Origin of the sequence: Pseudomonas sp. PDM17 (assembly GCF_014851985.1) — a bacterium.
GTDB lineage: Bacteria > Pseudomonadota > Gammaproteobacteria > Pseudomonadales > Pseudomonadaceae > Pseudomonas.
In genome coordinates this window covers 778,107-804,935 of sequence record NZ_JACVAT010000004.1, presented here as the reverse complement: position 1 = coordinate 804,935, position 26,829 = coordinate 778,107, and the positions used below count along the sequence as shown (strand labels likewise).

The following is a 26,829-nucleotide window of genomic DNA, read 5'->3' as shown; positions in this document are numbered from 1 at the left end:
ATCAACGAGGCGTGCAGTGGCTTCCTATACCTTGCGGCAATTGAAGTATTTCGTGACCACCGTGGAATGCGGCAGCGTGGCCGAGGCGTCGCGCAAGCTGTACATCGCGCAGCCGTCCATTTCCACGGCGATCAAGGGGCTGGAAGAGAGCTTCGGCGTGCAGCTGTTCATCCGCCACCACGCCCAGGGCGTGTCGCTCACCCCCAGCGGCGCGCGCTTCTACCGCAAGGCGCAGGAACTGCTGCGCATGGCCCACGAATTCGAGCAGAACGCCCTCGCCGACAACGACGTGGTGGCCGGGCAGATCGACATCGGCTGCTTCGAAACCGTCGCCCCGCTCTACCTGCCGCGCCTGATCTCGGGCTTCCGCGAGCGCTACCCCGGCGTGGAAATCCGCATCAGCGATGGCGAGCAGCAGGAGCTGGTGCAGGGCCTGACCGCCGGCCGCTTCGACCTGGCGCTGCTCTACGAGCACGACCTCGACGCCACCATCTCCACCGACCCGCTGATGCCCGCCCAGCGCCCCTACGCGCTGCTGCCGGAGAATCACCGCTTCGCCAAGCAGGACAAGGTCTCCCTGCGTGACCTGGTGCTGGAGCCGATGATCCTGCTGGACGTGCAGCCCAGCCGCACCTACTTCGTGCGCATCTTCGAGGAACTGGGACTGAACCCGCACATCGCCTTCAGCTCGCCGTCGATCGAGATGGTGCGCGGCATGGTCGGCCAGGGCTTCGGCTTCTCCCTGCTGGTCACTCGCCCGCATTCCGAGTGCACCTACGACGGCAAGAAGGTGGTGACGGTGGACGTCGCCGAAGAGGTCAGCACCTCCGGCCTGGTCGCCGCCTGGCTCAAGCGCGCCCAGCTGACCAAGCCGGCGCAGCTGTTCGTCGACTACGCGCGGGAGGAATTGAGCGGGAAGCACTGAGGCTGCTTTTCGCTTTTCGTAGGAGCGAGCTTTCTCGCGAATCACTCAACCTCCTGCGCGATGGCCTGCCCTCACCCTAACCCTCTCCCAAGGGGAGAGGGGACAGTTCGGCAGGCTCTGAAAGCTCAGCGCTCGCCGGCTGACGCCGCAAATGCCCCAACGCTGCGGACGGCTCCCTCTCCCTTCAGGGAGAGGGCTGGGGAGAGGGTCCATGCCCAAACACCCAACCCCTCCCGTCACTCCCCGTGCCCCGCGCCGACATCCGGGGTTACAATCTCGCCCCCAATCCGCAATGCCTTCCCGCCCCATGCTCATCTGGAAAGAGCGCGTGCAGCGCCTCATCACTCTCGTCCTCGGCCTGCTGCAGAAGTATCCGCGCGTCATCGCCCTGTTCGGCTTCTGCTCCGGCGTCTTCAGCTTCATCATGGTGGACCGCCACCGCGCCGGCTTTGCCCGCGCCATGGCCATCGTCATGCTGGTCAGCTGGATCTGGCTGATGCTGGAGAACCTGCTTACCGACCGCTTCAAACGCCGTTTCGGCTGGGAAGTGCCACCGGGCCTGCTGCGCTACGCGACCCAGCTGATCCACCAGGAAAGCCTGTTCTTCTGCCTGCCGTTCTTCTTCGTCACCACCACCTGGAACAGCGGCCAGGCCCTGTTCACCGGCGTGCTGACGCTGGCCGGACTGATGGCGATCACCGACCCGGTCTACTACAAGTGGCTGTCGGTGCGGCGCTGGACCTTCCTCGGCTACCACACCCTGACGCTGTTCGCGGTGCTGCTCACCGCGCTGCCGATCATCCTCCACCTGAGCACCCCGCAGAGCTACCAGGCGGCACTCGGCATCGCCGTGCTGCTGTCTTTCCCGAGCCTCGCGGTCACGGTGAAGATCCACAAATGGTGGCGCTGGTTCGCCCTCGTCGGCCTGACCCTGTCCATCGGCGCGGTGGGTTGGTTCGCCCGCGCCTGGGTGCCGCCGTCGACCCTGTGGATGACCGAAATGGCGGTGACCGAGAGCTTCGACAACGCCCAGCGCACCCCCGGCGACAGCCTGGAAACGGTCAGCGTTGCGCAGATCAAGAGTCAGGGCCTCTACGCCTACACCGCGATCAATGCCCCGCGCGGGCTGAACGAGCGCATCTACCATGCCTGGCGGCTGAACGGCCAGGAAGTGGACCGCATCGCCCTCGACATCAAGGGCGGCCGCGAGGCCGGCTACCGCGCCTGGACACACAAGCAGAACTTCCCCACCGACCCCAGCGGCAACTGGCAGGTGCAGGTGCTCACGGAAGCCGGGCAGGTGATCGGTACGCTCAGGTTCGAGGTCACGCCCTGACCACTCGGTCTCCTTGACCCGACTCGGCGCTTTCCCCTACAAGACCCTCTCCCCAGAACAAAAAGCGCCGAGAGAGTCATGACCGATACCGCCCTGCACCCGTTCGACCGCGCCGTGGCCCTGCAACCCGTGACCGGCCAGCCCAACCTCTACGAGGGTCATACCAGCCAGGACTACTGGAACATGGTCGGCCCCTTCGGCGGCGTCACCGCTGCGGTCCTGCTGCAGGGCGCACTGCGCCACCCGCAGCTGCTCGGCAGCCCGGTGTCGCTGACGGTGAACTACGCCGCAGCAGTCGTGGCCGGCGCCTTCCAGGTCGAAGCCGTGCCGGTGCGCACCAACCGCAGCACCCAGCACTGGCTGCTGCAACTGACCCAGGCCGATGAAGCCGGCGAGCAGCAGGTCACCACCACCGCCACCCTGGTCACCGCGCTGCGCCGCGAGACCTGGAGCCTGACCGACATCCCCGCGCCGGACCTCGCCCCGCCCAGCGACTTCGAGCCGATGAACCCCGCCGCCAAGGGGGTGGCCTGGCCCAAGCAATATGAGATGCGCCCGGTCTCCGGCGCCTTCCCCACCCAATGGGACGGCAGCGGCGAGACCAGCCGCAGCCAGCTCTGGCTGCGCGACGCCCAGGACCGCCCGCTGGACTTCCTGTCCCTGGCGGCGATGAGTGACATCTTCTACCCGCGCATCTGGCTGCGCCGCGCCACCCCGGTGCCGGCCGGCACCGTGTCGATCACCACCTACTTCCACACCGACGCGGCGCAGATGGCCGAGGTCGGCACCGGCTACCTGCTGGGCGACGCCCGCGCCCAGGAATTCCGCAACGGCTTCTTCGACCAGAGCGCCCAGCTGTGGAGCCAGTCCGGCGCACTGCTGGCGACCAGCAACCAGGTGGTTTACTACAAGGAGTAAGCCGCTTCGCTCTTCGTAGGATGGCGTGGAGCGAAGCGATACCCACCAGTTCCTGCAACAGCGAGCGATGGGTATCGCAAGCTCCACCCATCCTACATAGGTGCTCACCCTCGCCCCTTCCCTGCGGCGAAAAGAGGCGCATGAAAAAGCCCGGCACATGGCCGGGCTTTTTGTTAGCGCTGAGAAGGCTCAGACCTTCTTCACGAACTCCGACTTCAGCTTCATCGCGCCGATGCCGTCGATCTTGCAGTCGATGTCGTGGTCGCCGTCCACCAGGCGGATGTTCTTCACCTTGGTGCCAACCTTCACCACCAGGGACGAGCCCTTGACCTTGAGGTCCTTGATCACGGTAACGGTGTCGCCGTCCTGCAGCAGGTTGCCGACCGAGTCCTTGATCACGCGGGCGTCGCCGTCGGCCTCGCCCGAGCCGTCGGCGGACCACTCGTGGGCGCACTCGGGGCAGACCAGCTGGGTGCCGTCTTCGTAGGTGTATTCGGAGTTGCATTGGGGGCAGGGCGGCAGCTGGCTCACGGCGATTCTCACACTGGAAACGGTAAAAGACCGCAGAGTATATAAGGTTTCTCCCGTCCCTGCCCGGCGACGAAGTTGGCAAGGGGCCAGCACCGTTACAAAAGCGTAAGAATCCATCGCTATAAAAGGCGGCCACTTCGATAAGAAAAAGGACGCCCGTACCATGCTGCACAAGCCCTCCCCGCTCGCGCTGAGCATCGCCTTGGTGCTGGCGAGCCTGGCCGCCGAAACCGCCCACGCCGTGCCGGTATCGCCCGTCATCAGCGACGCGCAGACCGGCAGCCGCACCCTGGCCAACCAGGACACCCTGACCGTCACCAGCACCGGCAGTCTGGTTACCAGCGGCAAGAGCATCGACCTCAAGGGCGCAACCACCGGCAGCGGCGTGGTCATCGACAACAGCGGCCTGATGCAGTCCACCACCGGCCGTGTGTTCGATACCTCTGGCAGCGACAGCACCACACGCTTCTACCAGATCATCAACCGCGAAGGCGGGCGCATCCTCGGCTACGACGACGCCATCCGCATGAACAACCCGTTCAGCGCCGGCAACGTGCTGGTCGACAACGCCGGCACCATCTATTCCGCCACCGGCCAGGCGCTGGACTTCGACAAGCTGCAGAGCAACGCCACCGTCACCCTGATCAACCGCGCCAGCGGCGTCATCCACAGCGATGGCAACGACGGCATCCGCCCCGGCGGCAACGCGACGATCACCAACTACGGCGAGATCAGCAGCTCGGACATGATCACCGCCGACACCAAGAACGACGGCATCGACTTCCAGGGCGCTTCGGGCGGCTACGTGGAAAACCACGGCCTCATCAGCGGCGGCCGCCACGGCATCACCACCGATGTCGGCGCCACCCTGATCAATTACGCCGACGGCGTGATCATCGGCCGCAATGGCTCGGGCTTCGGCTCCGACGGCGATGGCACCGTGATCAACTACGGGCGCATCACAGGCTCCTACAACGGGCTGGTTCCGGATGGCGACGGCGACGGTGTGGACATCGACTACACCGGCCACATCGAGAACCACGGCATCATCGAAGGCACCGGCGCCGCCGGCTCGAAAGACGGCTCGCCGAACGGCAGCGAAGGCATCGCCATGGGCGGTGGCACCATCATCAACTACGCCGGCGCGATCATCCGCAGCGTCGACCGCGGCATCCTGGTAGACGACGGCAACGGTAATAGTGGCTTCAGCTCCACCTACCTGGAAAACCACGGCACCATCACTGGCGAGAAGCTTTCCGGCGTGACCCTGTCCGGCGACCTCGACGACACCGTGATCAACGATGGTCTGATCCACGGCGGCAACGGCGTGGCCCTGGAAATGGGTGGCGGCAACGACAGCCTGGTGCTGCTCTCCGGCAGCCGCTTCGAAGGCCTGGTGGACGGCGGCAGCGGCCGCGACACCGTGACCCTCGACGACGCCGCTGGCGGCAGCTTCGGCAACAGCGCCAACTTCGAGTGGCTGGACGTGAAACAGGGCAGCTGGGCGCTCTCCAGCACCGACGATTTCAGCGAAGGCGGCGAAGTCTTCAGCGGCGCCAGCCTGAACAACACCGGCAGCCTCCTCGGCACCCTGCAGATCGACCAGGGCGCAACCTACTCGGGCAGCGGCAGCGTCGGCGGACTGAACGTCGCCGGCACCCTGGTCGCCTCACCGGCAACCGGCGCCGCCCATGTGACCGGCAACCTGAGCCTGCAGAGCGGCTCGACCCTGTCCTTCGGCGTGGAGCCCAGCGGCGCCCACGCCACCGTGCAGGTAGACGGCAGCACCCGCATCGACGGCTCGCATCTCGCCGTGCAGGCCGGCAGCGGCAACTGGCCGTGGCAGAGCAGCGTGCAGGTGATCAGCTCCACCGGCGGCGTCAGCGGCCAGTTCGCCGACGTGAAGAGCAACTTTGCCTTCCTCACCCCGACCCTGAGCTACAGCGCCAACAGCGTCGACCTGCAACTGACCCGCAACGACGTGCAGTTCGGCGACCTGGCCAGCAGCAGCAATGGCCGCAACGCCGCCTCCGCCCTGCAGAGCCAGAACGGTGGCGCGCTGTACAACTCGTTGATCACCAGCGACGCGAGCAACGCCACAGCCGCCCTGGAACAACTGGCCGGCGCCAGCAACGCCAGCCTGGCCGCCGCGACCATCGCCGGCAGCCAGCAGGTCGGCAGCGCCATGCTCAACGCCGTGCGCCAGCTGGGCAGCAGTAGCCTGCTGGCGGCCACCGAGAACAGTGACACACCGATGCTCGCCGCCACTGGCGTGCCCAGCGCAGCGCGCAACCTGAACGACCCGAACGCCGCCGGCCGCCTCTGGGTCCAGGGCATCGGCAGCCACGGCAAGCTCGACGAACACGACAACAGCGGCGACCTGCAACAGAACACCGGCGGCACCCTGCTCGGCGCCGACTGGGCGGTGACTCCGGACTGGCGCCTGGGCGTGCTCGGCGGCTACTCGCACACCGACCTGGACGGCAGCGGCGGCGTCTCCGGCGACATCGACAGCTGGCACCTGGGCGCCTACGCGCTGCACCAGAGCGGCCCGCTGGCGGTGCGTCTGGGCGCGGCCTATAGCAGCCATGACGGCGAGAGCAAACGCCGGGTCGAGTTCGACGGCTTCAGTGATCGTCCCAAGGGCGACTACGACGCCGACAGCTGGCAGGCGTTCGCCGAGACCGGCTACGCCATGGGCAACGGCCGCCTGAGCGCCGAGCCCTACGCACGCCTGGACTACCAGCGCTACGAGCGCGATTCGTACGACGAGAAGGGCGGCGCCGCCGCGCTGCACGTCGACTCCCAGGACCAGGACAACCTGAGCAGCACCCTCGGCCTGCGCATCGCCCGCCTCGACACCCTGAGCAACGGCATGAGCTTCACCCCGCGCCTGGGCCTGGGCTGGCGCCACACCTTCGGCGACATCGACAGCGAAACCCGCCAGTCCTTCCTCGCCGGCGGCGACGCCTTCAGCGTCCAGGGCACCGCGCTGGATCGCAACAGCCTGCTGCTGGACGTCGGCTTCGATGTCGGCGTCTCGGCGCGCAACACCGTCGGCATCGGATACAGCGGGCAGATGGGCAGCAACGCGCAGAACCACGCGCTGATCGCGCAGTGGCAGATGGCGTTCTGATCGCGATCCACTGACGAAAAAGCCCGGCGGAAGCCGGGCTTTTTAATGGGCGCTGTTACGACGAGAGATTCGGAAATTTCGCAGCCCGTCTCGGAGACTGACACATAGCCTCATCGTGCGCCGACGGCAAAGCTTGCCGCCCCGGTCAGCCGACCGGTATCCACCCAACCTCGATGAGTGAGCACTCCCATGAAAAAGCTTTGCATCCTGATCGCCGCCTGCGCCGTTCTCGCCGCCTGTGACAAGCAAGAAGAACAAGCCTCGAAGACCGCCGTCCCCGCCGCCACCCAGCAGGAAACCAGGCCCGCGTCTCAGCCGGAAGCCAAGCCGGTAGAACAGGCTGCCCCCGCCGAACAAGCTGCCGCTCCGGCCGAACCGGCCGACAATCAGCAACAGTAAAGCGTCCGCCGCTCAGTACAGCAGCCAGCCGCCTCCGGGCGGCTGGCTGCTTTCAGGGCTGCAGCTGGCTGAGATAGGCAGCCAGTGAGGTGATGTCGTCATCGTTGAGTAGTGCCGCCACCGCCAGCATCGGCGAGTCCGCGCGGCTCGGGTCCTTGTCGCGGTAACGTTGCAGGGCATGGGTCAGGTAGGCCTGTGGCTGTCCGGCGATGCGCGGAAATCCATCGTGCCCCATGGCGTTGTTGCCGTGGCAGGTGACGCAGACGGTGGCGAATCGCTGGGCGCCCTGCTCCACCCGCACCGGGTCCGGCGCCGCTTCCGCGCGCGGCAGGACCTTCTGCTGGCTGAAGTAGTAGGCGATGTTGACCCGCTCGTTGAGGGTCAGCAGCTTGGCCGCCTGGTTCATGACGAAGTCGGTGCGCTGGCCGTCGACGTACTTCTCGAAGGCGTCGAAGAGGTACTGCGGGTTCTGCCCGGCCAGGTTGGGGATGTACTCGCGCTTGCTGTTGCCGTCCTTGCCGTGGCACTTGCTGCACAGCAGGATGCGCTCCTCGGCCGCCGCGTAGGCCTGCTCGCGCTTGGCCGGGTCCTGCTCCAGCGCGGCGAGACGCTCCATCATCTCCGACGACTGACCCCATGCCTGGGCGCTCGCGCAAAGCAGCACCCACACCAGTACGACTCTCCCCATCGCCGAACCCCGTCAGTTTTCCCAGCGTCGACGCTAATGAGTTTCTGAAGGAAGTTTCCGACGCAGATCAAGCAAAGCGGTAAAACCAGCGGACAAAAAAAGGGGGAGCATCATGCTCCCCCGTGGGACTGAACCTTAAAGACCCGTCTGTCCTTGGTCAGCCTTCAATTTCAACCAGGATCTCACCGGGGTTGACCCGGTCGCCCTTGGCTACGTGGATGGCCTTCACGGTACCGGCGATGCCCGCCTGCACTTCGGTCTCCATCTTCATTGCTTCGGTGATCAGCACGGCCTGGCCGGCCTTCACGCTGTCGCCTTCCTTGACCAGCACGTCGACGATGTTGCCCGGCATGGTGGTGCTGACATGGCCCGGCTCGCTGGCCTGCTTGCGCTTGTTGCCGCCGCCGCCGATGAACTCGTTGAGCGGCTCGAACACCACTTCTTCGGGCATGCCATCCACCGACAGGTAGAAGTGGCGCTTGCCGTCGGTCTTCACGCCGACGCCGGTGATGTCCACGCGGTAGCTTTCGCCGTGCACGTCGACCACGAACTCGGTCGGTACGCCTTCACCGCCAGCAGCGGCGACGCCCTTGCCGTTGGGGATCGGCAGCAGCTCTTCGGGTTTCAAGGTACCGGCGGCACGCTCTTCGAGGAACTTGCGGCCGATGTCCGGGAACATGGCGAAGGTCAGCACGTCCTCTTCGGACTTGGCCAGGCTACCGATCTCTTCGCGCAGCTTGCTCAGCTCCGGCTTGAGCAGGTCGGCCGGGCGCACGTCGATCACTTCCTCGTTGCCGATGGCCTGGCGACGCAGGGTTTCGTCGATCTTGCCCGGCGCCTTGCCGTAGCGGCCCTGCAGGTAGAGCTTCACCTCGTTGGTGATGGTCTTGTAGCGCTCGCCGGCCAGGACGTTGAAGAACGCCTGGGTGCCGACGATCTGCGAGGTCGGGGTGACCAGGGGCGGGAAGCCGAGGTCGGCGCGCACCTTCGGGATCTCCGCAAGCACCTCGGCCATGCGGTTCAGCGCGCCCTGCTCCTTGAGCTGGTTGGCCAGGTTGGAAATCATCCCGCCCGGTACCTGGTTGACCTGGACGCGGGTATCCACGCCGGTGAATTCGCTCTCGAACTGGTGGTACTTCTTGCGCACGGCGTGGAAGTACATGCCGATTTCCTGGATCAGTTCCAGGTCGAGGCCGGTGTCGAACGGCGTGTCGCGCAGGGCGGCAACCATGGACTCGGTGCCCGGATGGCTGGTGCCCCAGGCCATGCTGGAGATGGCGGTGTCGATGCGGTCGGCGCCGTTTTCAACAGCCTTGAGCTGGCACATGCTGGCAACGCCGGCGGTGTCGTGGGAGTGGACGACCACATCCAGCGGCAACGCGTCCTTCAGCGCCTTGACCAGCTCGCCGGTGGCGTAGGGGGTCAGCAGGCCGGCCATGTCCTTGATGGCGATGGAATCCACGCCCATGTCGGCCATGGCTTTGCCCTGGGCAACGAAGGCATCGATGGTATGCACCGGGCTGGTGGTGTAGGCGATGGTGCCCTGGGCGTGCTTTCCGGCGGCCTTCACGGCCTCGATGGAAACACGCAGGTTTCGCACGTCGTTCATTGCGTCGAAGATGCGGAACACGTCGATGCCGTTGACCGCCGCCTTGGCGACGAAGGCACGCACCACGTCATCGCTGTAGTGGCGGTAACCCAGCAGGTTCTGTCCGCGCAGGAGCATCTGCAGGCGGGTGTTGGGCAGCGCGGCCTTGAGCTTGCGCAGGCGCTCCCACGGGTCTTCCTTGAGGAAGCGCACGCAGGCGTCGAAGGTGGCGCCGCCCCAGACTTCCAGCGACCAGTAGCCGACCTGGTCGAGCTTGTCGCAGATCGGCAGCATGTCTTCGGTGCGCATCCGGGTCGCCAGCAGCGACTGGTGAGCGTCGCGCAGGATGGTATCGGTGACGGTGACTTTCTTGGAAACGGTCATGTACGAATTCCTCACAGGCCAGCGTGGGCGGCAATGGCGGTAGCGATGGCGATGGCCAGGTGCGACGGGGTGCGCTTGATGGAGTACTGGGTCAGTTCCGGGTGGCTTTCGACGAAGCTGGTATTGAACTGGCCATTACGGAATTCCGGGTTCTTGAGGATTTCCTGGTAGTAGGCGGCGGTGGTCTTCACGCCCTGCACGCGCATGTCGTCCAGCGCACGCAGGCCACGGTCCAGCGCCTCTTCCCAGGTCAGCGCCCAGACCACCAGCTTCAGGCACATCGAGTCGTAGTACGGCGGGATGGTGTAGCCGGTATAGATCGCCGTGTCGGTGCGCACGCCGGGGCCGCCGGGCGCGTAGTAGCGGGTGATCTTGCCGAAGGACGGCAGGAAGTTGTTCTTCGGGTCTTCGGCGTTGATCCGGAACTGCAGCGCGAAGCCACGGTGGATGATGTCTTCCTGCTTGACCGAGAGCGGCAGGCCGGAGGCCACGCGGATCTGCTCGCGGACGATATCGATGCCGGTGATTTCCTCGGTGATGGTGTGTTCCACCTGCACGCGGGTATTCATCTCCATGAAGTACACCTCGCCATCGGCGAGCAGGAACTCCACGGTGCCGGCGTTCTCGTAGCCCACGGCCTTGGCCGCGCGCACCGACAGGTCACCGATGTAGGCGCGCTGCTCGGGGGTGAGCTGCGGGCTGGGGGCGATCTCGATGAGCTTCTGGTTGCGGCGCTGGATCGAGCAGTCGCGCTCGAACAGGTGCACGGTGTTGCCGAAGGAGTCGGCGAGAATCTGCGCCTCGATGTGCTTGGGGTTGACGATGCACTTCTCGAGGAAGACTTCCGCGCTGCCGAAGGCCTTGGTGGCCTCGGAGATCACGCGGGGGAAGTTCTGCTCCAGCTCTTCGCGACTGTTGCAGCGGCGGATGCCGCGGCCGCCACCGCCGGAGGTGGCCTTGAGCATCACCGGGTAGCCGATGCGCTCGGCTTCGGAGAGGGCTTCGGCCAGGTCGGCGACGTTGCCTTCGGTGCCAGGGGTGCAGGGCACGCCAGCGGCGATCATGCTGCGGCGCGCTTCGGTCTTGTCGCCCATGCGGCGGATGACTTCAGCCGACGGGCCGATGAACTTGATCCCGCGCTCGGCGCAGATATCGGCCAGCTCGGCGTTCTCGGAGAGGAAGCCGTAGCCCGGGTGGAGGGCGTCGCAGCCGGTTTCCACCGCCAGGTTCACCAGGGCGCGGGGGTTCAGGTAACCCGCCAGCGGATCGGCGCCCAGGCTGTGGGCTTCGTCGGCGCGCTTGACGTGCAGGGCGTGACGGTCGGCATCGGAATAGACGGCCACCGAACGGATGCCCATCTCGGCGCAGGCGCGCACGATCCGGACTGCGATCTCCCCACGGTTGGCGATCAGGATTTTCTTGATCACTGCGGCTTTCCCTCGGCCCGGGCCTTTTGGACCCCGGCGTAAAAACCCATCGGCAGCCCCGGACACGGCAGCTGGATTCTCTTGTGGACACTTCTTGTAGGTATGGCTCGGCCGGAGCGGGTTCCGGCGTGTTTTTACCCTAGCGCGGGAGGGAGGATTAACCAAAATCAATAATTATTGGGGTAGCCATAAAGAATGCTTTATAGTTGAGCGGAAATGTCGCGATCAGGCCGTGTTCTATGCGTAAGTCATTGATGCGTATGACCCTTCGCCAGCTGCAGGTTTTTCGTGCGGTGTGCGAAAGCCGTTCCTACAGCCGCGCGGCGGAGGAAATGGCCCTGACCCAGCCGGCGGTCAGCCTGCAGATCCGCCAGCTGGAAGAACTGGTCGGGCAGCCGCTGTTCGAGTACATCGGCAAGAAGCTCTACCAGACCGACGCCGCCGACGCCTTGCTGCGCGCCACCACCGACATCTTCCAGCGCCTGGAAGTGCTGGACATGAACCTCTCCGACCTCAAGGGCTCGCTGCAGGGCCAGCTGCGCCTGGCGGTGGAATCCAGCGCCAAGTACATCACCCCGCACCTGTTCGCCGCCTTCCACGCGCAGCACCCGGACGTCAGCCTGAACCTCACGGTGGTCAACCGCGCCCAGGTGATCAAGCGCCTGTCGGACAACCGCGACGACCTGGTGATCATGTCGCTGGTGCCGCAGGACATGGCGCTGGAATTCCTGCCGTTCCTGAACAACCCCATTGTGGCCGTGGCGCCGCCGGACCATCCGCTGTGCAACGCCGCGAAGCTTTCGCTGAAGGACCTGGAACCCTACCCGCTGCTGATCCGCGAACCCGGCTCGGGCACGCGCAAGGCCTGCGAGGAACATTTCCAGCAGAAGCGCGCGCACTTCCCGCAGACGCTGGAGTTCGCCTCGCTGGAGGGTTCACGCGAAGGGGTGCTGGCGGGTCTGGGACTGGCGCTGCTGCCGCGCCACGCGGTGAGCCGCGAACTGCAATCCGGGCTGCTGCACGAGCTGCCGGTGGAAGAACTGCCGCTCTACCGCAGCTGGTGTCTGGTGCACGCCCGCGGCAAGCGCCTGAGCCCGGTAGCCCAGGCGTTCGTCGCCTTCATCCGTGAAGAGCGGGCGCTGATCAGCCAGCTGGCCGAACGCTTCGCCGGCCCGCCTTCGCCGAAGTAAGGTAGGCGGCCGCGATCAGGTCGGGGTAATCGGAGGTTTCGAGGGCGAGGCGCTGGGCCTCCATACGGTCCTCGATGGCGCGACGGAACTGCATGCGGCGCTGGTCTTCGAGCTTGCGGCGGGTCTTGCTATCCACTTGGAGCTGGGTGTCGTCGATATGGCGGGGCATCTCGCATCTCCCAAGGCCTAAGGGCTGGAGACGCCAGCATGCTGACGGCGGATGACCGTTTGACGACGCGAGGGTGAAGCGCCGGTGACGCCGACGGGCGGTCGGCGACACCGTCAGGGATGAATCAGGACGCCTCTTCCGGGCGCTCCTCGTGGTTCTTCACCACCTTCGGCGACAGGCGCAGGCTGCGCAGGCTGCGCTTCACGCTCTTGAGGTGATTCACCAGGTCCGGGCCACGGGCCATGGCCACGCCCATTGCCAGCACGTCGATCACCACCAGGTGGGCGATACGCGAGGTCAGCGGGGTGTAGATATCAGTGTCTTCGTGCACGTCCACCGCCAGGTTCACCGTGGCCAGGTCCGCCAGCGGGGTCTGGCTGGGGCACAGGGTGATCAGCGTGGCGCCGGCTTCGCGCACCAGGTTGGCGGTCACCAGCAGGTCCTTGGAGCGGCCGGACTGGGAGATGCAGATCGCCACGTCCGAGGGCTTCAGGGTCACCGCCGACATGGCCTGCATGTGCGGATCGGAGTAAGCCGCCGCCGACAGCAGCAGGCGGAAGAACTTGTGCTGGGCGTCCGCCGCCACCGCGCCGGAGGCGCCGAAGCCATAGAACTCGACGCGCTGGGCATGGGCGATGGCCGCGATGGCGCGCTCCAGGGCGTGGGTGTCGAGGTTCTCGCGCACTTCCATCAGCGAGTGCAGGGTGGTGTCGAAGATCTTCAGGCTGAAGTCCGCCACCGAGTCGCTCTCGTTGATCGAGAACTGGCCGAAACTGGCGCCGGCGGCCAGGCTCTGCGCCAGCTTCAGCTTGAGGTCCTGGAAGCCGCTGCAGCCGATGGCGCGACAGAAGCGCACGATGGTCGGCTCGCTGACGCCGACGCTATGGGCGAGGTCCGCCATGGAGCTGTGCATGACCGATGCAGGGTCCTGCATCACGTGATCGGCAACCTTGAGCTCCGACTTGCGGAGCAGATGACGCGACTGGGCAATGTGCTGCAAAAGGTTCACAGGGATAGGCTCGGTGATAGTTGTCTGAAATTTATGTAGTCTTGTTGTAGTTATACTACAAAACTAACCGCCACGCCCAGGGAATAAGTCTTGAATACGCCCGCCAGCCTTAGTCTTCCCAGCTCCTGCGACATTCTGGTGTTCGGCGGCAGCGGTGACCTGGCGCTGCACAAGCTGCTGCCGGCGCTCTACCACCTGCACCGGGAGAATCGCCTGCCGGCCGACACGCGGATCTTCGCCCTCGCCCGCAGCCAGCGCGACAACGCCGCCTACCTCGCCCTGGCCGAACGCAACTGCCGCGCCCAGGTGGCGCGCAGCGACTTTTCCGCCGAGGCCTGGCGCAGTTTCGCCCAGCGCCTGGAATACGTGGCGATGGACGCCTCCCAGAGCGCCGACTTCGGTCGCGTGGCCAAGGCCCTCAAACGCACGGAGGGCCGGGTGCTGGTGCACTACCTGGCCACCGCACCGAGCCTGTTCGCGCCGATTGCGCAGAACCTGAAGATTGCCGGTCTCGCCGGGCCGCTGGCGCGCATCGTGCTGGAAAAGCCGTTGGGACATTCGCTGGAATCGGCGGTGGCGATCAACCAGGCCATCGGCGAAGTATTCGACGAATCGCGGGTGTTCCGCATCGATCACTACCTGGGCAAGGAAACCGTGCAGAACCTGATGGCCCTGCGCTTTGCCAACACCCTGTTCGAGCCGGTGTGGCGCAACGGGCACATCGACCACGTGCAGATCACCGTCAGCGAAACCCTGGGCGTGGAGAACCGCGGCAGCTACTACGACCATGCCGGGGCCATGCGTGACATGGTGCAGAACCACCTGCTGCAACTGCTCTGCCTGGTGACCATGGAGGCGCCGGTGCGCTTCGACGCCGAGGCGGTGCGCAACGAGAAGGTGAAGATTCTCCAGGCGCTCCGGCCGATTTCCGGGCAGGACGTGCAGGACAAGACCGTGCGCGGCCAGTACACCGCCGGGCACATCGGCGGGCAGGAAGTGCCGGCCTACTGGTTCGAGAAAAATGTCGACAACGACAGCGATACCGAGACTTTCGTCGCCGTTCAGGCCGAGATCGACAACTGGCGCTGGGGCGGCGTGCCGTTCTACCTGCGCACCGGCAAGCGCATGGCGAAGAAGTGCTCGGAGATCGTCATCCAGTTCAAGCCGGTGCCCAACAGCCTGATCGGCAGCGGCGCCGGCGCGGCCAACCGCCTGTGGATAAGACTGCAGCCGGAGGAGCGCATCAGCGTGCAGCTGATGGCCAAGGCCCCCGGCAAGGGCATGCAGCTGGAGCCGGTGGAACTCGACCTCAACCTCGCCCAGGCCTTCAGCACCAACAAGCGCCGCTGGGACGCCTACGAACGCCTGCTGCTGGACGTGATCGAGGGCGACTCGACGCTGTTCATGCGCCGCGACGAAGTGGAAGCGGCCTGGAGCTGGGTCGACCCGATCATCAAGGGCTGGCACGAGCACTACCTGAGCCCGCGCCCCTACCCCGCCGGCAGCAACGGGCCGGAACAGGCGCAGACGCTGCTGGAGCTGCAGGGCCGTAAATGGCTGGAGTAATGCGCCAAGCCGATTTCGCCGGATGAACGCCGTGTAGGATGGCGTGGAGCGAAGCGATACCCATCAGTTCCGCGCGCCGACAGCATGGGTATCGCTGCGCTCCACCCATCCTACGAAGAGCAGGACGGACATAACGGACTTAGCATCCGTTGACCTCGCTCAGCACGCGCAGCCCGCGGATTTCCTAGAGTGGCGGCCTTTTTCCCACTACCCGCTGCGCCGCCATGTCCCCCACCCCGTTTTCCCCCGAACTGCTCTGCCCCGCCGGCTCGCTGAAGAGCCTGCGCCACGCCTTCGCCTATGGCGCCGATGCCGTCTACGCCGGCCAGCCGCGCTACAGCCTGCGGGTACGCAACAACGAGTTCGACCACGCCAACCTCGCCACCGGCATCCACGAGGCCCACGCCCAGGGCAAGCGCCTGTACGTGGTGGTCAACATCGCCCCGCACAACGCCAAGCTGAAGACCTTCCTGCAGGACGTGGAGTCGGTGATCGCCCTCGGGCCGGATGCGCTTATCATGTCAGATCCCGGCCTGATCATGCTGGTTCGCCAGCATTTCCCCGAGGTTGACATCCATCTCTCGGTTCAGGCCAACGCGGTGAACTGGGCCAGCGTGGAGTTCTGGCGCCAGCAGGGGCTCAAGCGGGTGATCCTGTCCCGCGAGCTATCGCTGGAGGAAATCGGCGAGATCCGCGAGCGCGTGCCGGGGATGGAGCTGGAAGTCTTTGTCCACGGCGCGCTGTGCATGGCCTATTCCGGGCGCTGCCTGCTGTCGGGCTACATCAACCGCCGCGACCCCAACCAGGGCACCTGCACCAACGCCTGCCGCTGGGAATACCAGACCCACGCCGCCCATGAGGACGAGCTGGGCCACGCAGTGCGCAACGTCCAACCGACCCTGGGCATCGGCGCGCCGACGAAGGAAATCGTCCTGCTCGAAGAAGCCAACCGCCCCGGCGAGCTGATGGAGGCCTACGAGGACGAGCACGGCACCTACATCATGAACTCCAAGGACCTGCGCGCCATCCAGCACGTGCAACGTTTGACGCAGATGGGCGTGCATTCGCTGAAGATCGAGGGCCGGACCAAGTCCCACTACTACGTCGCGCGCACTGCCCAGGCCTACCGCAAGGCCATCGACGATGCCGTCGCCGGGCGCGCCTTCGACCTCGGCCTGATGGACACCCTGGAGTCCCTCGCCCACCGCGGCTACACCGAGGGCTTCCTGCGCCGCCATGTGCACGACGAATACCAGAACTACCAGTACGGCCACTCCCTCTCCGAGCGCCAGCAGTTCGTCGGCGAGTTCACCGGCGAGCGCCGAAATGGCCTGGCCGAGGTGCGGGTGAAGAACCGCTTCGAAGTGGGCGACAGCGTCGAGCTGATGACCCCGGCGGGCAACCGCACCTTCCGCCTGCATGCGCTGGAGAACAACCGCGGCGAATCCACCGGCGTCGCGCCCGGTGACGGGCATGTGGTCTACCTTCCGCTGCCCGAGGAGCTGGACCTGCAACATGCCTTGCTGATGCGCAACCTGAAGGGCGGCAGTACCCGCGATGCGCGGGAGCCAGCGGCAGCCGGCGGTTGCGGGAGCGATTGCGGAAAGTGCGGGTGTGGCGGGAACTGACTGACCGCAGGAGTCTCCCTGTCGGAGCGGGCCATACCCGCGATCACGGATAACGCCCGAGGCGTTATGCGCCCTACGCTGCTACCGGAAAGCGCCCGTCCTGCGAAGGGCCCTCCAGGCTGGGTCCCAACGGGCTCAAGGGTTCTGCAGGAACACCACATACCCCCGGAACCACCGGCTCTTCGCCAGGTAGTCCGGCGCCTGCCACTGCCCGTACTGCGCCAGCCCGATGCGGAAGGGCAGCTGCAGCCGCGCCACGCGCGGCAGGTAAGCCTGGTAGTTGGGGATGGTCTGGCGCCCCTGGTAGGTCTGCACCACCACTTCGTCCACCACGCCGGCCAGGCGGTTGATGGTCTCCGGCGCGGCGTTGCTGCCCCAGTCCATCAGCCCGGTGATGCTCAGCTTGCAGCCCGCAGGCAGACGCGTGCGCAGATCCTGGAGGAAGTCGACGTACTCGTTCAGGTAGCGCGTGCGCGCATCGAAGTCGATCTGCACGCCGACCACCGGATTGCCGGCAGCACGCCAGCGGCGCAGTTGCGAGAGCAGGGTGCGGTAGATGTCTTCGTTCCAGCGCAGGGTGTGGGCGCGGTAGACCACCCACACCTCGCCCTGCTTCAGGCGCGGGATGGCAATGCCCTGGGCAATCAGCCGGGCGCGACCATCGCTATGGCGCGGCGCGCTGACCTGCCCCTGCAGGACGTAGAGAGTGCGTGCCTGGGCCAGCACCGGCTGGGGTGCGACGCCGCTCCAGAGCCAGAAGGCATTGTGGTCCGCGGCGTCCACGCCGGCCGCCGGGGCGTTGCCCGCGAGCAACGCCAGCGCCAGGGCCAGCACGCGCCGCACGGGGCTTACCAGTAGTACTTCAGGGACTTCGCCCAGGGCGTGGCGGAGTACTGGCCCTTGAGGGTGCGGAACCACTGCTTGCGCTGCGACGGAGCGATGTCCTGGCTGCCGCAACCGTTGTAGCCGCTGGGCGCGAAGCAGTTGATGGCGCGGAACAGCGCGTAGGCGCGGTCCTCTTCCAGCGCCTGCTTGTCGGCGATGACCTTGAGGTAGCCGTCCATGCGCGAATAGGGCATGCCGGGGAACAGCGATTCGCCGCCGCCCAGCTCGCGCTCGCTGGGCTGGGTATCCAGCGGGAAGCCGTCCAGGCCGTTGCGCAGGATGAACTCGCCGAGGCAGTTCAGCGCCTTGGGCGGCTGCGGGTTCTGCAGCAGATCACGCGCAACGTCGACGATGGCCGGGCATTCGTAGCCGCTGTCGTTCTTGCCGCCCGGCCACTGGAACAGCGACAGCGGCATGCTGCCGTAGAGGTAGCCGATGCTGGCGCCCAGCGGCTTGCCGCTGCCGTCGGTGGGCAACAGCGCGAGGTCGTCGATATAGGCCTGGTACTGGCCGTGCAGCAGGTCCTTGTAGAGCAGCGCGAACAGCGCGGTGTCGCGCTCCTCCACCGAGATGCTGGTGGATTTGGCCTGCTGGCGCAGCAGGTCGGGACCGGCGACATGGCGCAGGAGAATCTCGCGGATGATCGGCGTATGCACCGGCGAGCCTTCGGCGAAGACCTTCACCAGGCGGTCGCTGCGCTCGTAGTTGAAAGCCAGCGCCAGCTCCAGCTGCTCGCGCTGCAGCGGTTGCTCGGCGAGCGGCAGCAGGCGCAGCCAGAGCTTCTCGGCGGCGATCCAGTCGTTACCGGCTTCCAGGGCGAAACCCCGCAGGGTCTGCTGGCTGAAGGCAAGGTAATCGAGCTTCGCCGGCAGCTCCGCGGGTAAGGACTTCAGCGCCTCGGCGGGCTTTTCCTCGACGTACAGCAGGAAGGCTGCCGTCAGGTAGTCGTGCAGGCCGGGGTACCTGGCGAACAGGTCCTTCTGCGCGGCCAGGCCAGCGCCGTCGAGGGCGCGGGGCTCGTTGGGCTCGTGGTGGCGCATCTGCATCAGGTCGAGCACCGCCAGCAGGCGCGCGTCGCGCACGTCGGCCGGATGAGCGGTGACCAGCAGCTTGTTGTCGACTTCCTGAACCAGCTGGGCGAGATCGTCGGCATCTTCGCGGGCGAACAGTGCGGCGTACTCGCCGGCCAGTCGGCTTTCATCGCTCATCAGCCAGTAGACGCGGCGCGTCAGGCCCTTGGCCGAAGCGCTGTACCGGCCCTGTGCATAAGCTTTGAGGTAGTCGCCCAGCGCGGTGTCGGCCTGGGCGAGGATTTTCTTGTCGACCTTGCGCAGGTCCGGGTAGCCCATCTCGTCGAAGGCGTTCTGCTGCGCCTGGTTGAGCAGGGCACGGGCGACCATGTAGCGCGAGGTTTCCTTCAGCCAGGGCTGGTCGCTTTCCCGCAGGGCGCGGAAGGATTTCAGCGCGTCGCCGAAACGCCCGCTGTAGAAGTCCGCGGCGCCCTTGAGGTAGCTGCGGTAGGCCAAGGCCTGCGCACTCTGCAGGTCACCCGGCAGCAGCACGCTGAGCTGGGTTTCGTCCCACTGGCAGGCGCCCAGCAGGGTCAGGCGCGCGCGGGCCAGGTCCTGGCGTTCGGCGGCGGAAAGGCTGTCGACCAGCAACAGCTGGCTGAGGAAATCCTGGGCGGTGCCCGCGTTGTTGCTGCGGCAGCGACTGCCTTCACCGCTGGCGAAGCTGTCGGCGGAGGACTGCACGGCATCCGCCGGCAGGCCGATGCGCGCGGCGAGGTCGGCCAGCGGTGCGGTGCTGGCAGCGCTGGCGCTGTCGGTCGAATCCCCTGGCGCGGCACCTTCCAGCCAGCGCGCCAGCGGGAACGGCACCTGGCCGTAGCCCAGCTGCTGCTCGTCGTCGGTCAGCGCGCGATTGGGAATGCTGGCCTGGCCGGCGTCGGCCAGCAGCAGTTGCAGGTTGACCCGGCTGTCGTTGCCCGGGCTGAGGAACGGCAAGCTGTTGCACACGTCCAGCGAGTCGCGCTTGAGGTTCCAGCTCGGGTAGCAGGAGTCGTCACTGCTCGCGCGCGCTTCCTGCACGCCAAGGCAGCCGGTGATCAGGGCCAGCAGGGTCAGTCCGTACAGACGCATGAATGATCCTTGTCCGTTGCAGCCCGCACGCCGGGCCAGAATTCAGAGCAGGAAGAATCTTACCTCGCCGCGCCCGGTCTTGCCCGCCTGCATGGGTACAAGACTGTAAACGCGATCTACCGCACAGCAGAGCCTGCGACACGTTGTCCAGCTGATTCCTTCTTTGTTCCGGCTCAAAGAAGGAATCTGCCGACCGGGTATTTCTGTAGCCAACGACAGTTCGTCGATTACGGAGAGTTACCCATGTTTGATCAGGAAGAGATTTCGCTTTCCCGCCGCACCCTGCTGGCCGGCGCCGTGGTACTGGGCGTTACCGGCAGCATGCTCGGCAGCGGCAAGGCCATGGCCGACGGGGAGGCAGCGCCGAAGAACATGGGGCCGGCCGCGGACCTCTCGAAGCTGGAGCACGTCCAGATCGAACTGGTCGCTCCGCCCTTCGTCCATGCCCACGAGCAACGTGCCAAGGGCAAGCCCAAGGTCGTGCAGTTCCGCATGGTGATCGAGGAGAAGAAGCTGGTCATCGACGACGATGGCACCGAGATCCACGCCATGACCTTCAACGGCTCGGTGCCCGGGCCAATGATGGTGGTGCACCAGGACGACTACCTGGAGCTCACCCTGGTGAACCCGGCAACCAACACCCTGACCCACAACATCGACTTCCATGCCTCCACCGGCGCCCTGGGTGGCGGCGCGCTGACCATCATCCAGCCCGGCGAGGAAGTGAAGCTGCGTTTTCGCGCGACCCGCCCCGGCGTGTTCGTCTACCACTGCGCTCCAGGCGGCGCGATGATCCCGTGGCACGTGGTCTCGGGGATGAACGGCGCGATCATGGTGCTGCCGCGCGACGGCCTGAAGGACCGCGAAGGCAAGTCCCTGAAGTACGACAAGGTGGTCTATATCGGCGAACAGGACTACTACGTCCCGCGCGACAAGGACGGCAACTTCAAGCGCTATGGCACGCCGATGGAAAGCTACAACGACATGCAGGAAGTCATGAAGGGGCTGATCCCCAGCCACATCGTGTTCAACGGCAAGGTCGGCGCCCTCACCGGCAAGAACGCGCTCAAGGCCAACGTCGGCGAGACCGTGCTGATCGTCCACTCCCAGGCCAACCGCGATACTCGCCCGCACCTCATCGGCGGCCATGGCGACCACGTCTGGGCCACCGGCAAGTTCCACAACCCGCCGGAGGAAGACCTGGAAACCTGGTTCATTCCGGGCGGTGCGGCCGGCGCTGCGCTGTACACCTTCCTGCAGCCGGGCCTGTACACCTACCTCAACCACAACCTCATCGAGGCTGTGCTGCTGGGCGCCGCGGCGCACATCCAGGTCGAAGGCCAATGGAACAACGACCTGATGAGCCAGATCCAGCCGCCGACTGCGATCAAGTAAGCCCCGAGGCCGGCCCCTCCCGGGCCGGCCCTTACCCAGTAAACGATACGGGCGACCGGGCCAACCATGCGCAAGACCCTCCTGATCGGCGTCCCCGTCGCACTGCTGCTGGGCGGGGCCTTCCTCCTGCTACGGCCGCAGTACGCGCCGGAACTCGCGCCGCAAACCGTGAGACTCGAACCCCGCGACTTCGACTTTCGCCCGGCGGGCGACTACTGGCTGGAGAAACAGGCAGTGGATGCGCCGTCGCAGCGTGAACACCTCACCCCGCGCTTTGAAGTCATGAAATTCCAGGTCAGCCAGGGCGAATACGCCCGCTGCGTCGCCGAGGGCGATTGCCTGGCACTGGACAACAGCACTCCCCGCGACGACCTGCCGCTGACCGGCGCCAGCCTGCTGGACGCGCAGCTGTACGCCGACTGGCTGTCGCGGCGCACCGGCCAGCAGTGGCGGCTGCCCACCGACCGCGAGTGGGCCTTCTTCGCCGGTACGCGCTGGGCCGACGATGCCCTGCGCATCGAAGACGACGATGGCAGCAACCCCGCCCGGCGCTGGCTGGCGCGCTATCGTCTGGAAGCGGAAACCCGCACCAGCGCCTCGGCGCTGCCCCAGGCGCGCGGCAACCACGGGCTGAACGAGTACGGCGTGGCCGACCTGGGCGGCAACGTCTGGGAATGGACCCAGAGCTGCCACCAGCGGGTCAACCTCGACGCCCAGGGCGCCCAGACCCACCGCGCCGAGTACTGCTCGATCCGCATCGCCGAAGGGCGTCACCGCGCGGCGATCAACGATTTCGTCCGCGATGCCCGCGGCGGCGGCTGCAGCGCCGGCCAGCCACCGGACAACCTCGGCTTCCGCCTGGTCAGAGACATCCCTTGATTCCCCTCAAGTTTCGCCGCAGCGCTTAACCGTTATGCTGCGGCGAACCGACGGGAATCATTGCCGTGACCGCTGATATCTCGCTGAACCGCGCCTGGCTGGGCAGCTTGCCGCCATTTGCCAACAGCAGCCGCGAGGAACAGGACGACATCCTCCGCCAGGCCAGCATCCTGCGCCTGAACAGCGGCGTGGCCGTGTTCGAGCAAGGCTCGCCGGCAACCAGCTTCTACCTGCTGGTGCACGGCCGGCTGAAAGCCACCCAGCTCACCGGCGACGGCCAGCGCGTGCTGGTGCGCGTGGTCAATCCGGGCGATCTGTTCGGCTTCGTCCGCGCCCTCGGCCGGCGCGACTACCCCGCGACCGCCACGGCCAGCCAGGACAGCCTGGTCCTGGCCTGGCCCACCGGCCAGTGGGAACCCCTGCTCGCCCGCCACCCCGGCTTCGCCCTGAACACCGTGCAGGCCATCGGCGAGCGCCTGCAGGAAGCCCACGTGCGCTTCTGCGAGCTGGCCACCGAAGAGGTCGAACGGCGCGTCGCCCACACCGTGTTGCGCCTGGTGCAGCAGTCCGGCCGACCGGAGGCCGACGGCATCCGCATCGATTTCCCGGTCACCCGCCAGGACATCGCCGAGATGACCGGCACCACCCTGCACACCGTCTCGCGCATCCTCAGCGCCTGGGAAGACCGCGGCCTGGTGATCGGAGGCCGGCAGAAGCTGCTGGTGTGCGACCCGCAGCAACTGATGCGGGTCGCTGGCGGCGACGAGCGGGAAGTAGCGCACGAGGACGCTTGACTGCAATCAAGGAGACCGACGCGCCGCTTTCCCTAGACTCACCAGCACCGCCACGACGACTGCGGCCGCCGTGCCCCACGCCACCCGAGGCCCGCCATGAACGACAACCTCACCGAGCGCACCCTGAGCGACCTGGCCTTCAGCCTGCCGGGCAGCTCCGCGCTGTTCCACGACTACAAACTCGACTTCTGCTGCGCCGGCCAGCGCAGCCTGGGCGAAGCCGCCAGCGAACAGGGCCTCGACGCCCAGCGCATCGCCGCCGAACTGCAATCGCTGCCGCCTGCCAACGACCAGACCGACTGGCGCCTGACCAGCAACGACCAGCTGATCGACCACATCCTCGAGCGCTACCACAAGGTCCACCGCGAGCAATTGCCGGCGCTGATCCCGCTGGCCGAGCGCGTCGAGAAGACCCATGCCGCGCATCCGCAATGCCCCGCCGGGCTGACCGCGCACCTGAAGAAGATGCAGGAAGAGCTGGAATGGCACATGTGCAAGGAGGAAAGCGTGCTGTTCCCCTGGCTGCGCCAGGGCATCCCGCTGACCCACGTGCAGGGCCCGATCGGCGTGATGCGTCATGAGCACGACGAACACTCGCAATCCCTCGCCGCGCTGGCCGACCTGACCGACGACCTCACCGTGCCGGCGGACGGCTGCAACAGCTGGCGCCGGCTCTACAGCGGCCTGGAAGAGCTGCGTCGCGACCTGATGCAGCACATCCACCTGGAGAACAACCTGCTGTTCCTGGGCGCCAACCACCCGGCCTGAGTGCCGGACCGAGAGCCAGGAGGGCGACCAGTGACAGCTTGTCTCACCACGCTGCCCAGCGGCATCGCGCATACTGGCGGGATTGTCCCCGCCCAGGAGCGCTCCGCCATGCTCGCGCATCGCGTCCACCACCAGATTCTGTGCGGCCACCATCTGTTCAACGTACTCAACGAAGAACAGCTGGAGCAGCTGCTCGCCACCAGCACGCTGCTCAACCTGGAGAAAGGCGACAAGCTGTTCCTCCAGGGTGAGCCGGCCCACTCCTTCTACTTCGTGATTTCCGGTGCGGTGAAGATCTACCGCCTGACGCCGGAGGGACAGGAAAAGGTGCTGGAGGTCGTCGGCAGCCGGCAGACCTTCGCCGAAGCCATGATGCTGATGGACACCTCAGACTATGTGGCCTCGGCCCAGGCGCTGGAGCCCACGCAGGTCTACCGCTTCGCCAACCGCACCTACATGGAGCTGCTGCACAGCAACCCGCAGCTGCCCTTCTCCCTGCTCGCCACCCTCTGCGTGCGCCTGCACCGGCGGATCAACGAGATCGAGACGCTGTCGCTGAAGAACTCCACCCACCGCGTGGTGCGCTACCTGATCACCCAGCTCAACCGCCATGGCAACCAGGACGGCCGCTTCGAACTGCCGATGGCCAAGCAGCTGGTGGCCGGGCACCTGTCGATCCAGCCGGAAACCTTCTCCCGCGTGCTGCGGCGCCTGATCGACGAGCACATCATCGACCTCAACGGTCGCACCGTGCAGGTACTCGACGTATCGCGGCTGGAACAGTTCGAGTAAGCCATGCGCCAGTGCCTGTACTGTCAGCACGAGAGCCCCGAGGACGCGGCGGACTGCCCGCAGTGCGGGATGCCCCTGCCGGTGGACCAGGAGCTGGCGAAGCAGCGCAGGCTGCGGCGCTTCGCCTGGTACTGCGTCATCCTCGCGGTGTTCTGCGGGGTGATGATGGTGTGGTTGCCGCGCTGATTCCCGCTTTCCGCCGCTACCTGTGGACACCCTGTAGGGCGGATGAAGCGTCCCGCTTCATTCGCCCTACGTTTCGCCGCCAGACCGAACACCCGCACCGAACTGCTTTTGGTAGGAGCTGGCTTGCTCGCGAACAGGCTCCGCTTGGGGTTCCGTTCGCGAGCAAGAACCAGGCGTCCCCCTCGCTCCTACAGAAGACGCTCAGCCCTGCCGGCGGGTAAGCTGCCGGTAGAGCTGCGGCAACTGCACCGGTAGCTGCGCCGGATCGTTGATCAACAGATAGCCCTGGCTGCCGAACAGGTGCGGCAGGTAGTCGGCCGCCTCGCGGTCGATGGTGATGCAGAACGGCACCAGCCCCGCGCGACGGGCTTCCAGCACCGCCTGGCGGGTGTCCTCGACGCCGTAGCGCCCCTCGTACAGATCCAGGTCATTGGGCTTGCCGTCGGTGAGGATCAGCAGCACCCGCTGGCGCTCCTTGCGTTCGAGCAGCAGTTGCGTGGCCCGGCGGATCGCCGCGCCCATGCGCGTGTAGTAGCCCGGCCGCAGCGCACGGATGCGTCCGCGCACCACGTCGTTGTGACGCTCATCGAAGGTCTTCAGCTGGGTGAGGCGCACCTGCTGGCGACGCAGCGAGGAGAACCCGTACAGCGCGAACCGGTCGCCCACCGCCTGCAGCGCCTCGCCGAACAGCAGCAGGCTGTCGCTGATCAGGTCGATCACCCGGTGGTCGTTGTCGATGTGCGCGTCGGTGGACATCGACAGATCCGCCAGCAGCAGGCACGCGAGGTCGCGGCGGGTCTGCCGGCGCTCGAGGAACAGCCCTGGCTCGCTACACGCGCCCAGGCGCCGCTCGACGCTGAAGTCCAGCCAGGCTTCCAGGTCCAGCTCCGCGCCCTGGGGTTGTCGGCGCAGCCACTGAGGCTGCTGACGCAGGCTCTCGAACTGCCGGCGCAGGCGGCGCGCAATGGGCGCCAGGGCGTCAGGCAGCGGCGCAGGCACCGCGTCGCGCGGCAGCATCGGCTGCAGGCAGACGTGGTCTTCGATCAGTTGCTGGCGACGGTAATCCCATTCCGGCAGGCGGATGCCCTCGCCCAGCGGCATGTCATCGAAGTCGGCGGCCGGCAGGTCGAGGTCGAGCTTCAGCCCGCCGCCCTTCTTCTGCCGCTGCCGGGACAGGCTCAGGTGATCGAGGTCGTCGGCGACCTTCGCCGCATCGAGGTGCTCGCTGTCGTCGCCGGCGCGATCCAGTTCGATGTGCTCGGACCAGCTGAACAGGTTTTCCAGGCGGAACAGCAACAGGCCACCGCGGCCGGGATCCTGCTCGACCCGCTCGGCGCGCTTGCGTGCCAGGCCCTTGGCCTCGCTGTGGGCGGAGCGGCCCTGCTCGTCGCCGTCGATCAGGTCGGTGTGCTGCGGCGCGGCCAGGCGTTGCGGCGGGTAGAGCCACAGCGGCACTGGCCAGGGTGCTTTTTCACTGCGCGGCAAGCGCTCGACGCTGCCCGGATCGCGCAGCGCCCGTTGCAGCGCCCGCTCCAGCTGCGCCTCGGCGGGCGGCAGATCAGCGGCGTCGGGGCGCAGGCTGAGCAGCGCTTCCACCAGTCGACGGTAGCGCGGGCGCAGCAATGGGTAGTGCTCCAGCACGGCGCAGGTCCAGGCCTGGTTGTCGCGCGCCCAGTGGCGCATCGGCTGGCTGTGGGCCGCGAGCAGCGCCAGCCAGCGATAGAGTTCGCGGTTCAGCTCGGCGTCGGGGTACACCGCCAGCTGCGCGGGCAGGCGCAGGGAATCCGCGTCGAACCAGGCCACCGGCAATTGCTGGCAGGTGCCGGCCACCTGCTGCAGCAGGCTGCGCCGCACCAGCAGTTCGCGGGCGCTGGCCGCCTCCACGCCGACCCCGGCCTCGCCGCCGGTGCCGCGGAACAGCAGCAGCAGGCTGCGCCGCACTTCATCCAGGCTGACTGCCGCCTCTTCGAACTCCGGGCTGGCGCGGCGCGTGATGAAGCGGTGCCAGACACGGCCGAAGCTTTCTTCGATTTCGAGGTGGATGGTCATGGCGCCCTCTGCAGAACGAAAAAAGGGCCCGCCGCAAAGCGGACGG

23 protein-coding genes are annotated in these 26,829 nt (G+C 66.5%); 14 read left to right on the top strand and 9 right to left on the bottom strand.

Features of this window, described 5'->3' with window-relative positions:
- The first annotated feature begins 16 nt into the window (after nucleotides 1-16).
- From IB256_RS17990 to IB256_RS17980, 3 genes are all read left to right on the top strand, one after another.
- Complete coding sequence (locus IB256_RS17990) at nucleotides 17-925, top strand: LysR substrate-binding domain-containing protein (RefSeq protein ID WP_081519107.1); 909 nt, start codon at nucleotides 17-19, stop codon at nucleotides 923-925.
- Between the two features lie 307 nt (nucleotides 926-1,232).
- Nucleotides 1,233-2,261, top strand: a complete 1,029-nt coding sequence (locus IB256_RS17985) for a DUF5924 family protein (protein ID WP_138213619.1) — start codon at nucleotides 1,233-1,235, stop codon at nucleotides 2,259-2,261.
- A gap of 78 nt (nucleotides 2,262-2,339) precedes the next feature.
- Nucleotides 2,340-3,179 (top strand): acyl-CoA thioesterase, encoded by an 840-nt coding sequence (locus IB256_RS17980; protein ID WP_192403505.1) that lies wholly within the window; start codon nucleotides 2,340-2,342, stop codon nucleotides 3,177-3,179.
- Between the two features lie 189 nt (nucleotides 3,180-3,368).
- Here the strand turns inward: IB256_RS17980 and IB256_RS17975 are convergent, their stop codons facing one another.
- Nucleotides 3,369-3,710 (bottom strand): zinc ribbon domain-containing protein YjdM, encoded by a 342-nt coding sequence (locus tag IB256_RS17975; RefSeq protein WP_192294609.1) that lies wholly within the window; start codon nucleotides 3,708-3,710, stop codon nucleotides 3,369-3,371.
- A 163-nt stretch (nucleotides 3,711-3,873) separates the two neighbouring features.
- On the opposite strand from IB256_RS17975, the gene IB256_RS17970 reads away from it, so the two are divergent.
- Entirely contained in the window at nucleotides 3,874-6,846 is a 2,973-nt protein-coding gene (locus IB256_RS17970) for an autotransporter domain-containing protein (protein ID WP_192294607.1), read from the top strand.
- Nucleotides 6,847-7,035: 189 nt separating this feature from the next.
- Nucleotides 7,036-7,245, top strand: a complete 210-nt coding sequence (locus IB256_RS17965; protein ID WP_192403503.1) for a hypothetical protein — start codon at nucleotides 7,036-7,038, stop codon at nucleotides 7,243-7,245.
- A gap of 52 nt (nucleotides 7,246-7,297) precedes the next feature.
- Here the strand turns inward: IB256_RS17965 and IB256_RS17960 are convergent, their stop codons facing one another.
- The 3 genes from IB256_RS17960 to IB256_RS17950 form a co-directional block, all read right to left on the bottom strand.
- Nucleotides 7,298-7,933 carry a c-type cytochrome gene (locus IB256_RS17960; protein ID WP_225601796.1) on the bottom strand — a complete coding sequence of 212 codons (636 nt, stop codon included), beginning with the start codon at nucleotides 7,931-7,933 and terminating at the stop codon, nucleotides 7,298-7,300.
- Between the two features lie 157 nt (nucleotides 7,934-8,090).
- Entirely contained in the window at nucleotides 8,091-9,905 is a 1,815-nt protein-coding gene (oadA, locus tag IB256_RS17955) for a sodium-extruding oxaloacetate decarboxylase subunit alpha (protein WP_192294596.1), read from the bottom strand.
- An 11-nt stretch (nucleotides 9,906-9,916) separates the two neighbouring features.
- Nucleotides 9,917-11,332: an acetyl-CoA carboxylase biotin carboxylase subunit gene (locus tag IB256_RS17950; protein ID WP_024766119.1), complete on the bottom strand. Its 1,416-nt coding sequence runs from the start codon at nucleotides 11,330-11,332 to the stop codon at nucleotides 9,917-9,919.
- A 254-nt stretch (nucleotides 11,333-11,586) separates the two neighbouring features.
- Here IB256_RS17950 and IB256_RS17945 point away from each other — a divergent pair, with 254 nt between their 5' ends.
- On the top strand, nucleotides 11,587-12,522 hold the full coding sequence (locus IB256_RS17945; RefSeq protein ID WP_138213613.1) for a LysR family transcriptional regulator: 936 nt from the start codon (nucleotides 11,587-11,589) through the stop codon (nucleotides 12,520-12,522).
- Here IB256_RS17945 and IB256_RS17940 read toward each other — a convergent pair.
- Together IB256_RS17940 and hexR are read right to left on the bottom strand one after the other, a co-directional pair.
- Nucleotides 12,476-12,691 (bottom strand): PA3496 family putative envelope integrity protein, encoded by a 216-nt coding sequence (locus tag IB256_RS17940; RefSeq protein WP_081519099.1) that lies wholly within the window; start codon nucleotides 12,689-12,691, stop codon nucleotides 12,476-12,478. The two genes, IB256_RS17945 and IB256_RS17940, sit on opposite strands and share 47 nt — an antisense overlap.
- 124 nt (nucleotides 12,692-12,815) lie before the next feature.
- On the bottom strand, nucleotides 12,816-13,700 hold the full coding sequence (gene hexR, locus IB256_RS17935; protein ID WP_138213612.1) for a transcriptional regulator HexR: 885 nt from the start codon (nucleotides 13,698-13,700) through the stop codon (nucleotides 12,816-12,818).
- Between the two features lie 90 nt (nucleotides 13,701-13,790).
- On the opposite strand from hexR, the gene zwf reads away from it, so the two are divergent.
- On the top strand, nucleotides 13,791-15,266 hold the full coding sequence (zwf, locus tag IB256_RS17930; protein WP_192294594.1) for a glucose-6-phosphate dehydrogenase: 1,476 nt from the start codon (nucleotides 13,791-13,793) through the stop codon (nucleotides 15,264-15,266).
- A 224-nt stretch (nucleotides 15,267-15,490) separates the two neighbouring features.
- Entirely contained in the window at nucleotides 15,491-16,894 is a 1,404-nt protein-coding gene (yegQ, locus tag IB256_RS17925; RefSeq protein WP_192403501.1) for a tRNA 5-hydroxyuridine modification protein YegQ, read from the top strand.
- Between the two features lie 135 nt (nucleotides 16,895-17,029).
- Here yegQ and IB256_RS17920 read toward each other — a convergent pair whose 3' ends face one another.
- Together IB256_RS17920 and IB256_RS17915 are read right to left on the bottom strand one after the other, a co-directional pair.
- Nucleotides 17,030-17,737 carry a DUF3142 domain-containing protein gene (locus tag IB256_RS17920; protein ID WP_192403499.1) on the bottom strand — a complete coding sequence of 236 codons (708 nt, stop codon included), beginning with the start codon at nucleotides 17,735-17,737 and terminating at the stop codon, nucleotides 17,030-17,032.
- Nucleotides 17,738-17,742: 5 nt separating this feature from the next.
- The gene (locus tag IB256_RS17915; protein WP_192403497.1) at nucleotides 17,743-19,920 is read right to left on the bottom strand and encodes an outer membrane assembly lipoprotein YfiO; all 2,178 of its coding nucleotides are present in this window, start codon (nucleotides 19,918-19,920) and stop codon (nucleotides 17,743-17,745) included.
- A gap of 243 nt (nucleotides 19,921-20,163) precedes the next feature.
- On the opposite strand from IB256_RS17915, the gene nirK reads away from it, so the two are divergent.
- The 6 genes from nirK to IB256_RS17885 all read left to right on the top strand — a co-directional run bounded on the left by nirK (nucleotide 20,164) and on the right by IB256_RS17885 (nucleotide 24,734).
- Nucleotides 20,164-21,315 (top strand): copper-containing nitrite reductase, encoded by a 1,152-nt coding sequence (gene nirK / locus IB256_RS17910; protein WP_192294586.1) that lies wholly within the window; start codon nucleotides 20,164-20,166, stop codon nucleotides 21,313-21,315.
- A 66-nt stretch (nucleotides 21,316-21,381) separates the two neighbouring features.
- Entirely contained in the window at nucleotides 21,382-22,194 is an 813-nt protein-coding gene (locus IB256_RS17905; protein ID WP_192294584.1) for an SUMF1/EgtB/PvdO family nonheme iron enzyme, read from the top strand.
- Nucleotides 22,195-22,259: 65 nt separating this feature from the next.
- Nucleotides 22,260-22,988 (top strand): Crp/Fnr family transcriptional regulator, encoded by a 729-nt coding sequence (locus tag IB256_RS17900; RefSeq protein WP_285887807.1) that lies wholly within the window; start codon nucleotides 22,260-22,262, stop codon nucleotides 22,986-22,988.
- Nucleotides 22,989-23,084: 96 nt separating this feature from the next.
- A complete protein-coding gene (gene ytfE, locus IB256_RS17895) occupies nucleotides 23,085-23,756 on the top strand; it encodes an iron-sulfur cluster repair protein YtfE (protein ID WP_192294576.1) in 672 nt (223 codons plus the stop codon).
- Nucleotides 23,757-23,864: 108 nt separating this feature from the next.
- On the top strand, nucleotides 23,865-24,548 hold the full coding sequence (locus IB256_RS17890; RefSeq protein WP_192294575.1) for a Crp/Fnr family transcriptional regulator: 684 nt from the start codon (nucleotides 23,865-23,867) through the stop codon (nucleotides 24,546-24,548).
- A 3-nt stretch (nucleotides 24,549-24,551) separates the two neighbouring features.
- The gene (locus IB256_RS17885) at nucleotides 24,552-24,734 is read left to right on the top strand and encodes a protein DnrP (RefSeq protein WP_192294573.1); all 183 of its coding nucleotides are present in this window, start codon (nucleotides 24,552-24,554) and stop codon (nucleotides 24,732-24,734) included.
- 201 nt (nucleotides 24,735-24,935) lie between these two features.
- On the opposite strand, the gene IB256_RS17880 is transcribed toward IB256_RS17885, so the two are convergent.
- Nucleotides 24,936-26,783 carry a nitric oxide reductase activation protein NorD gene (locus IB256_RS17880; RefSeq protein WP_192403495.1) on the bottom strand — a complete coding sequence of 616 codons (1,848 nt, stop codon included), beginning with the start codon at nucleotides 26,781-26,783 and terminating at the stop codon, nucleotides 24,936-24,938.
- Between the last annotated feature and the right edge of the window lie 46 nt (nucleotides 26,784-26,829).

Coding starts and splice junctions, on each gene's coding strand:
- IB256_RS17905 (WP_192294584.1), top strand. CDS start 21,382: ATGCGCAAGACCCTCCTGATCGGCGTCCCCGTCGCACTGCTGCTGGGC.
- IB256_RS17880 (WP_192403495.1), bottom strand. CDS start 26,783: ATGACCATCCACCTCGAAATCGAAGAAAGCTTCGGCCGTGTCTGGCAC.
- IB256_RS17985 (WP_138213619.1), top strand. CDS start 1,233: ATGCTCATCTGGAAAGAGCGCGTGCAGCGCCTCATCACTCTCGTCCTC.
- IB256_RS17940 (WP_081519099.1), bottom strand. CDS start 12,691: ATGCCCCGCCATATCGACGACACCCAGCTCCAAGTGGATAGCAAGACC.
- IB256_RS17960 (WP_225601796.1), bottom strand. CDS start 7,933: ATGGGGAGAGTCGTACTGGTGTGGGTGCTGCTTTGCGCGAGCGCCCAG.
- IB256_RS17885 (WP_192294573.1), top strand. CDS start 24,552: ATGCGCCAGTGCCTGTACTGTCAGCACGAGAGCCCCGAGGACGCGGCG.
- IB256_RS17945 (WP_138213613.1), top strand. CDS start 11,587: ATGCGTATGACCCTTCGCCAGCTGCAGGTTTTTCGTGCGGTGTGCGAA.
- IB256_RS17915 (WP_192403497.1), bottom strand. CDS start 19,920: ATGCGTCTGTACGGACTGACCCTGCTGGCCCTGATCACCGGCTGCCTT.
- IB256_RS17890 (WP_192294575.1), top strand. CDS start 23,865: ATGCTCGCGCATCGCGTCCACCACCAGATTCTGTGCGGCCACCATCTG.
- nirK (WP_192294586.1), top strand. CDS start 20,164: ATGTTTGATCAGGAAGAGATTTCGCTTTCCCGCCGCACCCTGCTGGCC.
- ytfE (WP_192294576.1), top strand. CDS start 23,085: ATGAACGACAACCTCACCGAGCGCACCCTGAGCGACCTGGCCTTCAGC.
- yegQ (WP_192403501.1), top strand. CDS start 15,491: ATGTCCCCCACCCCGTTTTCCCCCGAACTGCTCTGCCCCGCCGGCTCG.
- IB256_RS17965 (WP_192403503.1), top strand. CDS start 7,036: ATGAAAAAGCTTTGCATCCTGATCGCCGCCTGCGCCGTTCTCGCCGCC.
- IB256_RS17980 (WP_192403505.1), top strand. CDS start 2,340: ATGACCGATACCGCCCTGCACCCGTTCGACCGCGCCGTGGCCCTGCAA.
- oadA (WP_192294596.1), bottom strand. CDS start 9,905: ATGACCGTTTCCAAGAAAGTCACCGTCACCGATACCATCCTGCGCGAC.
- IB256_RS17970 (WP_192294607.1), top strand. CDS start 3,874: ATGCTGCACAAGCCCTCCCCGCTCGCGCTGAGCATCGCCTTGGTGCTG.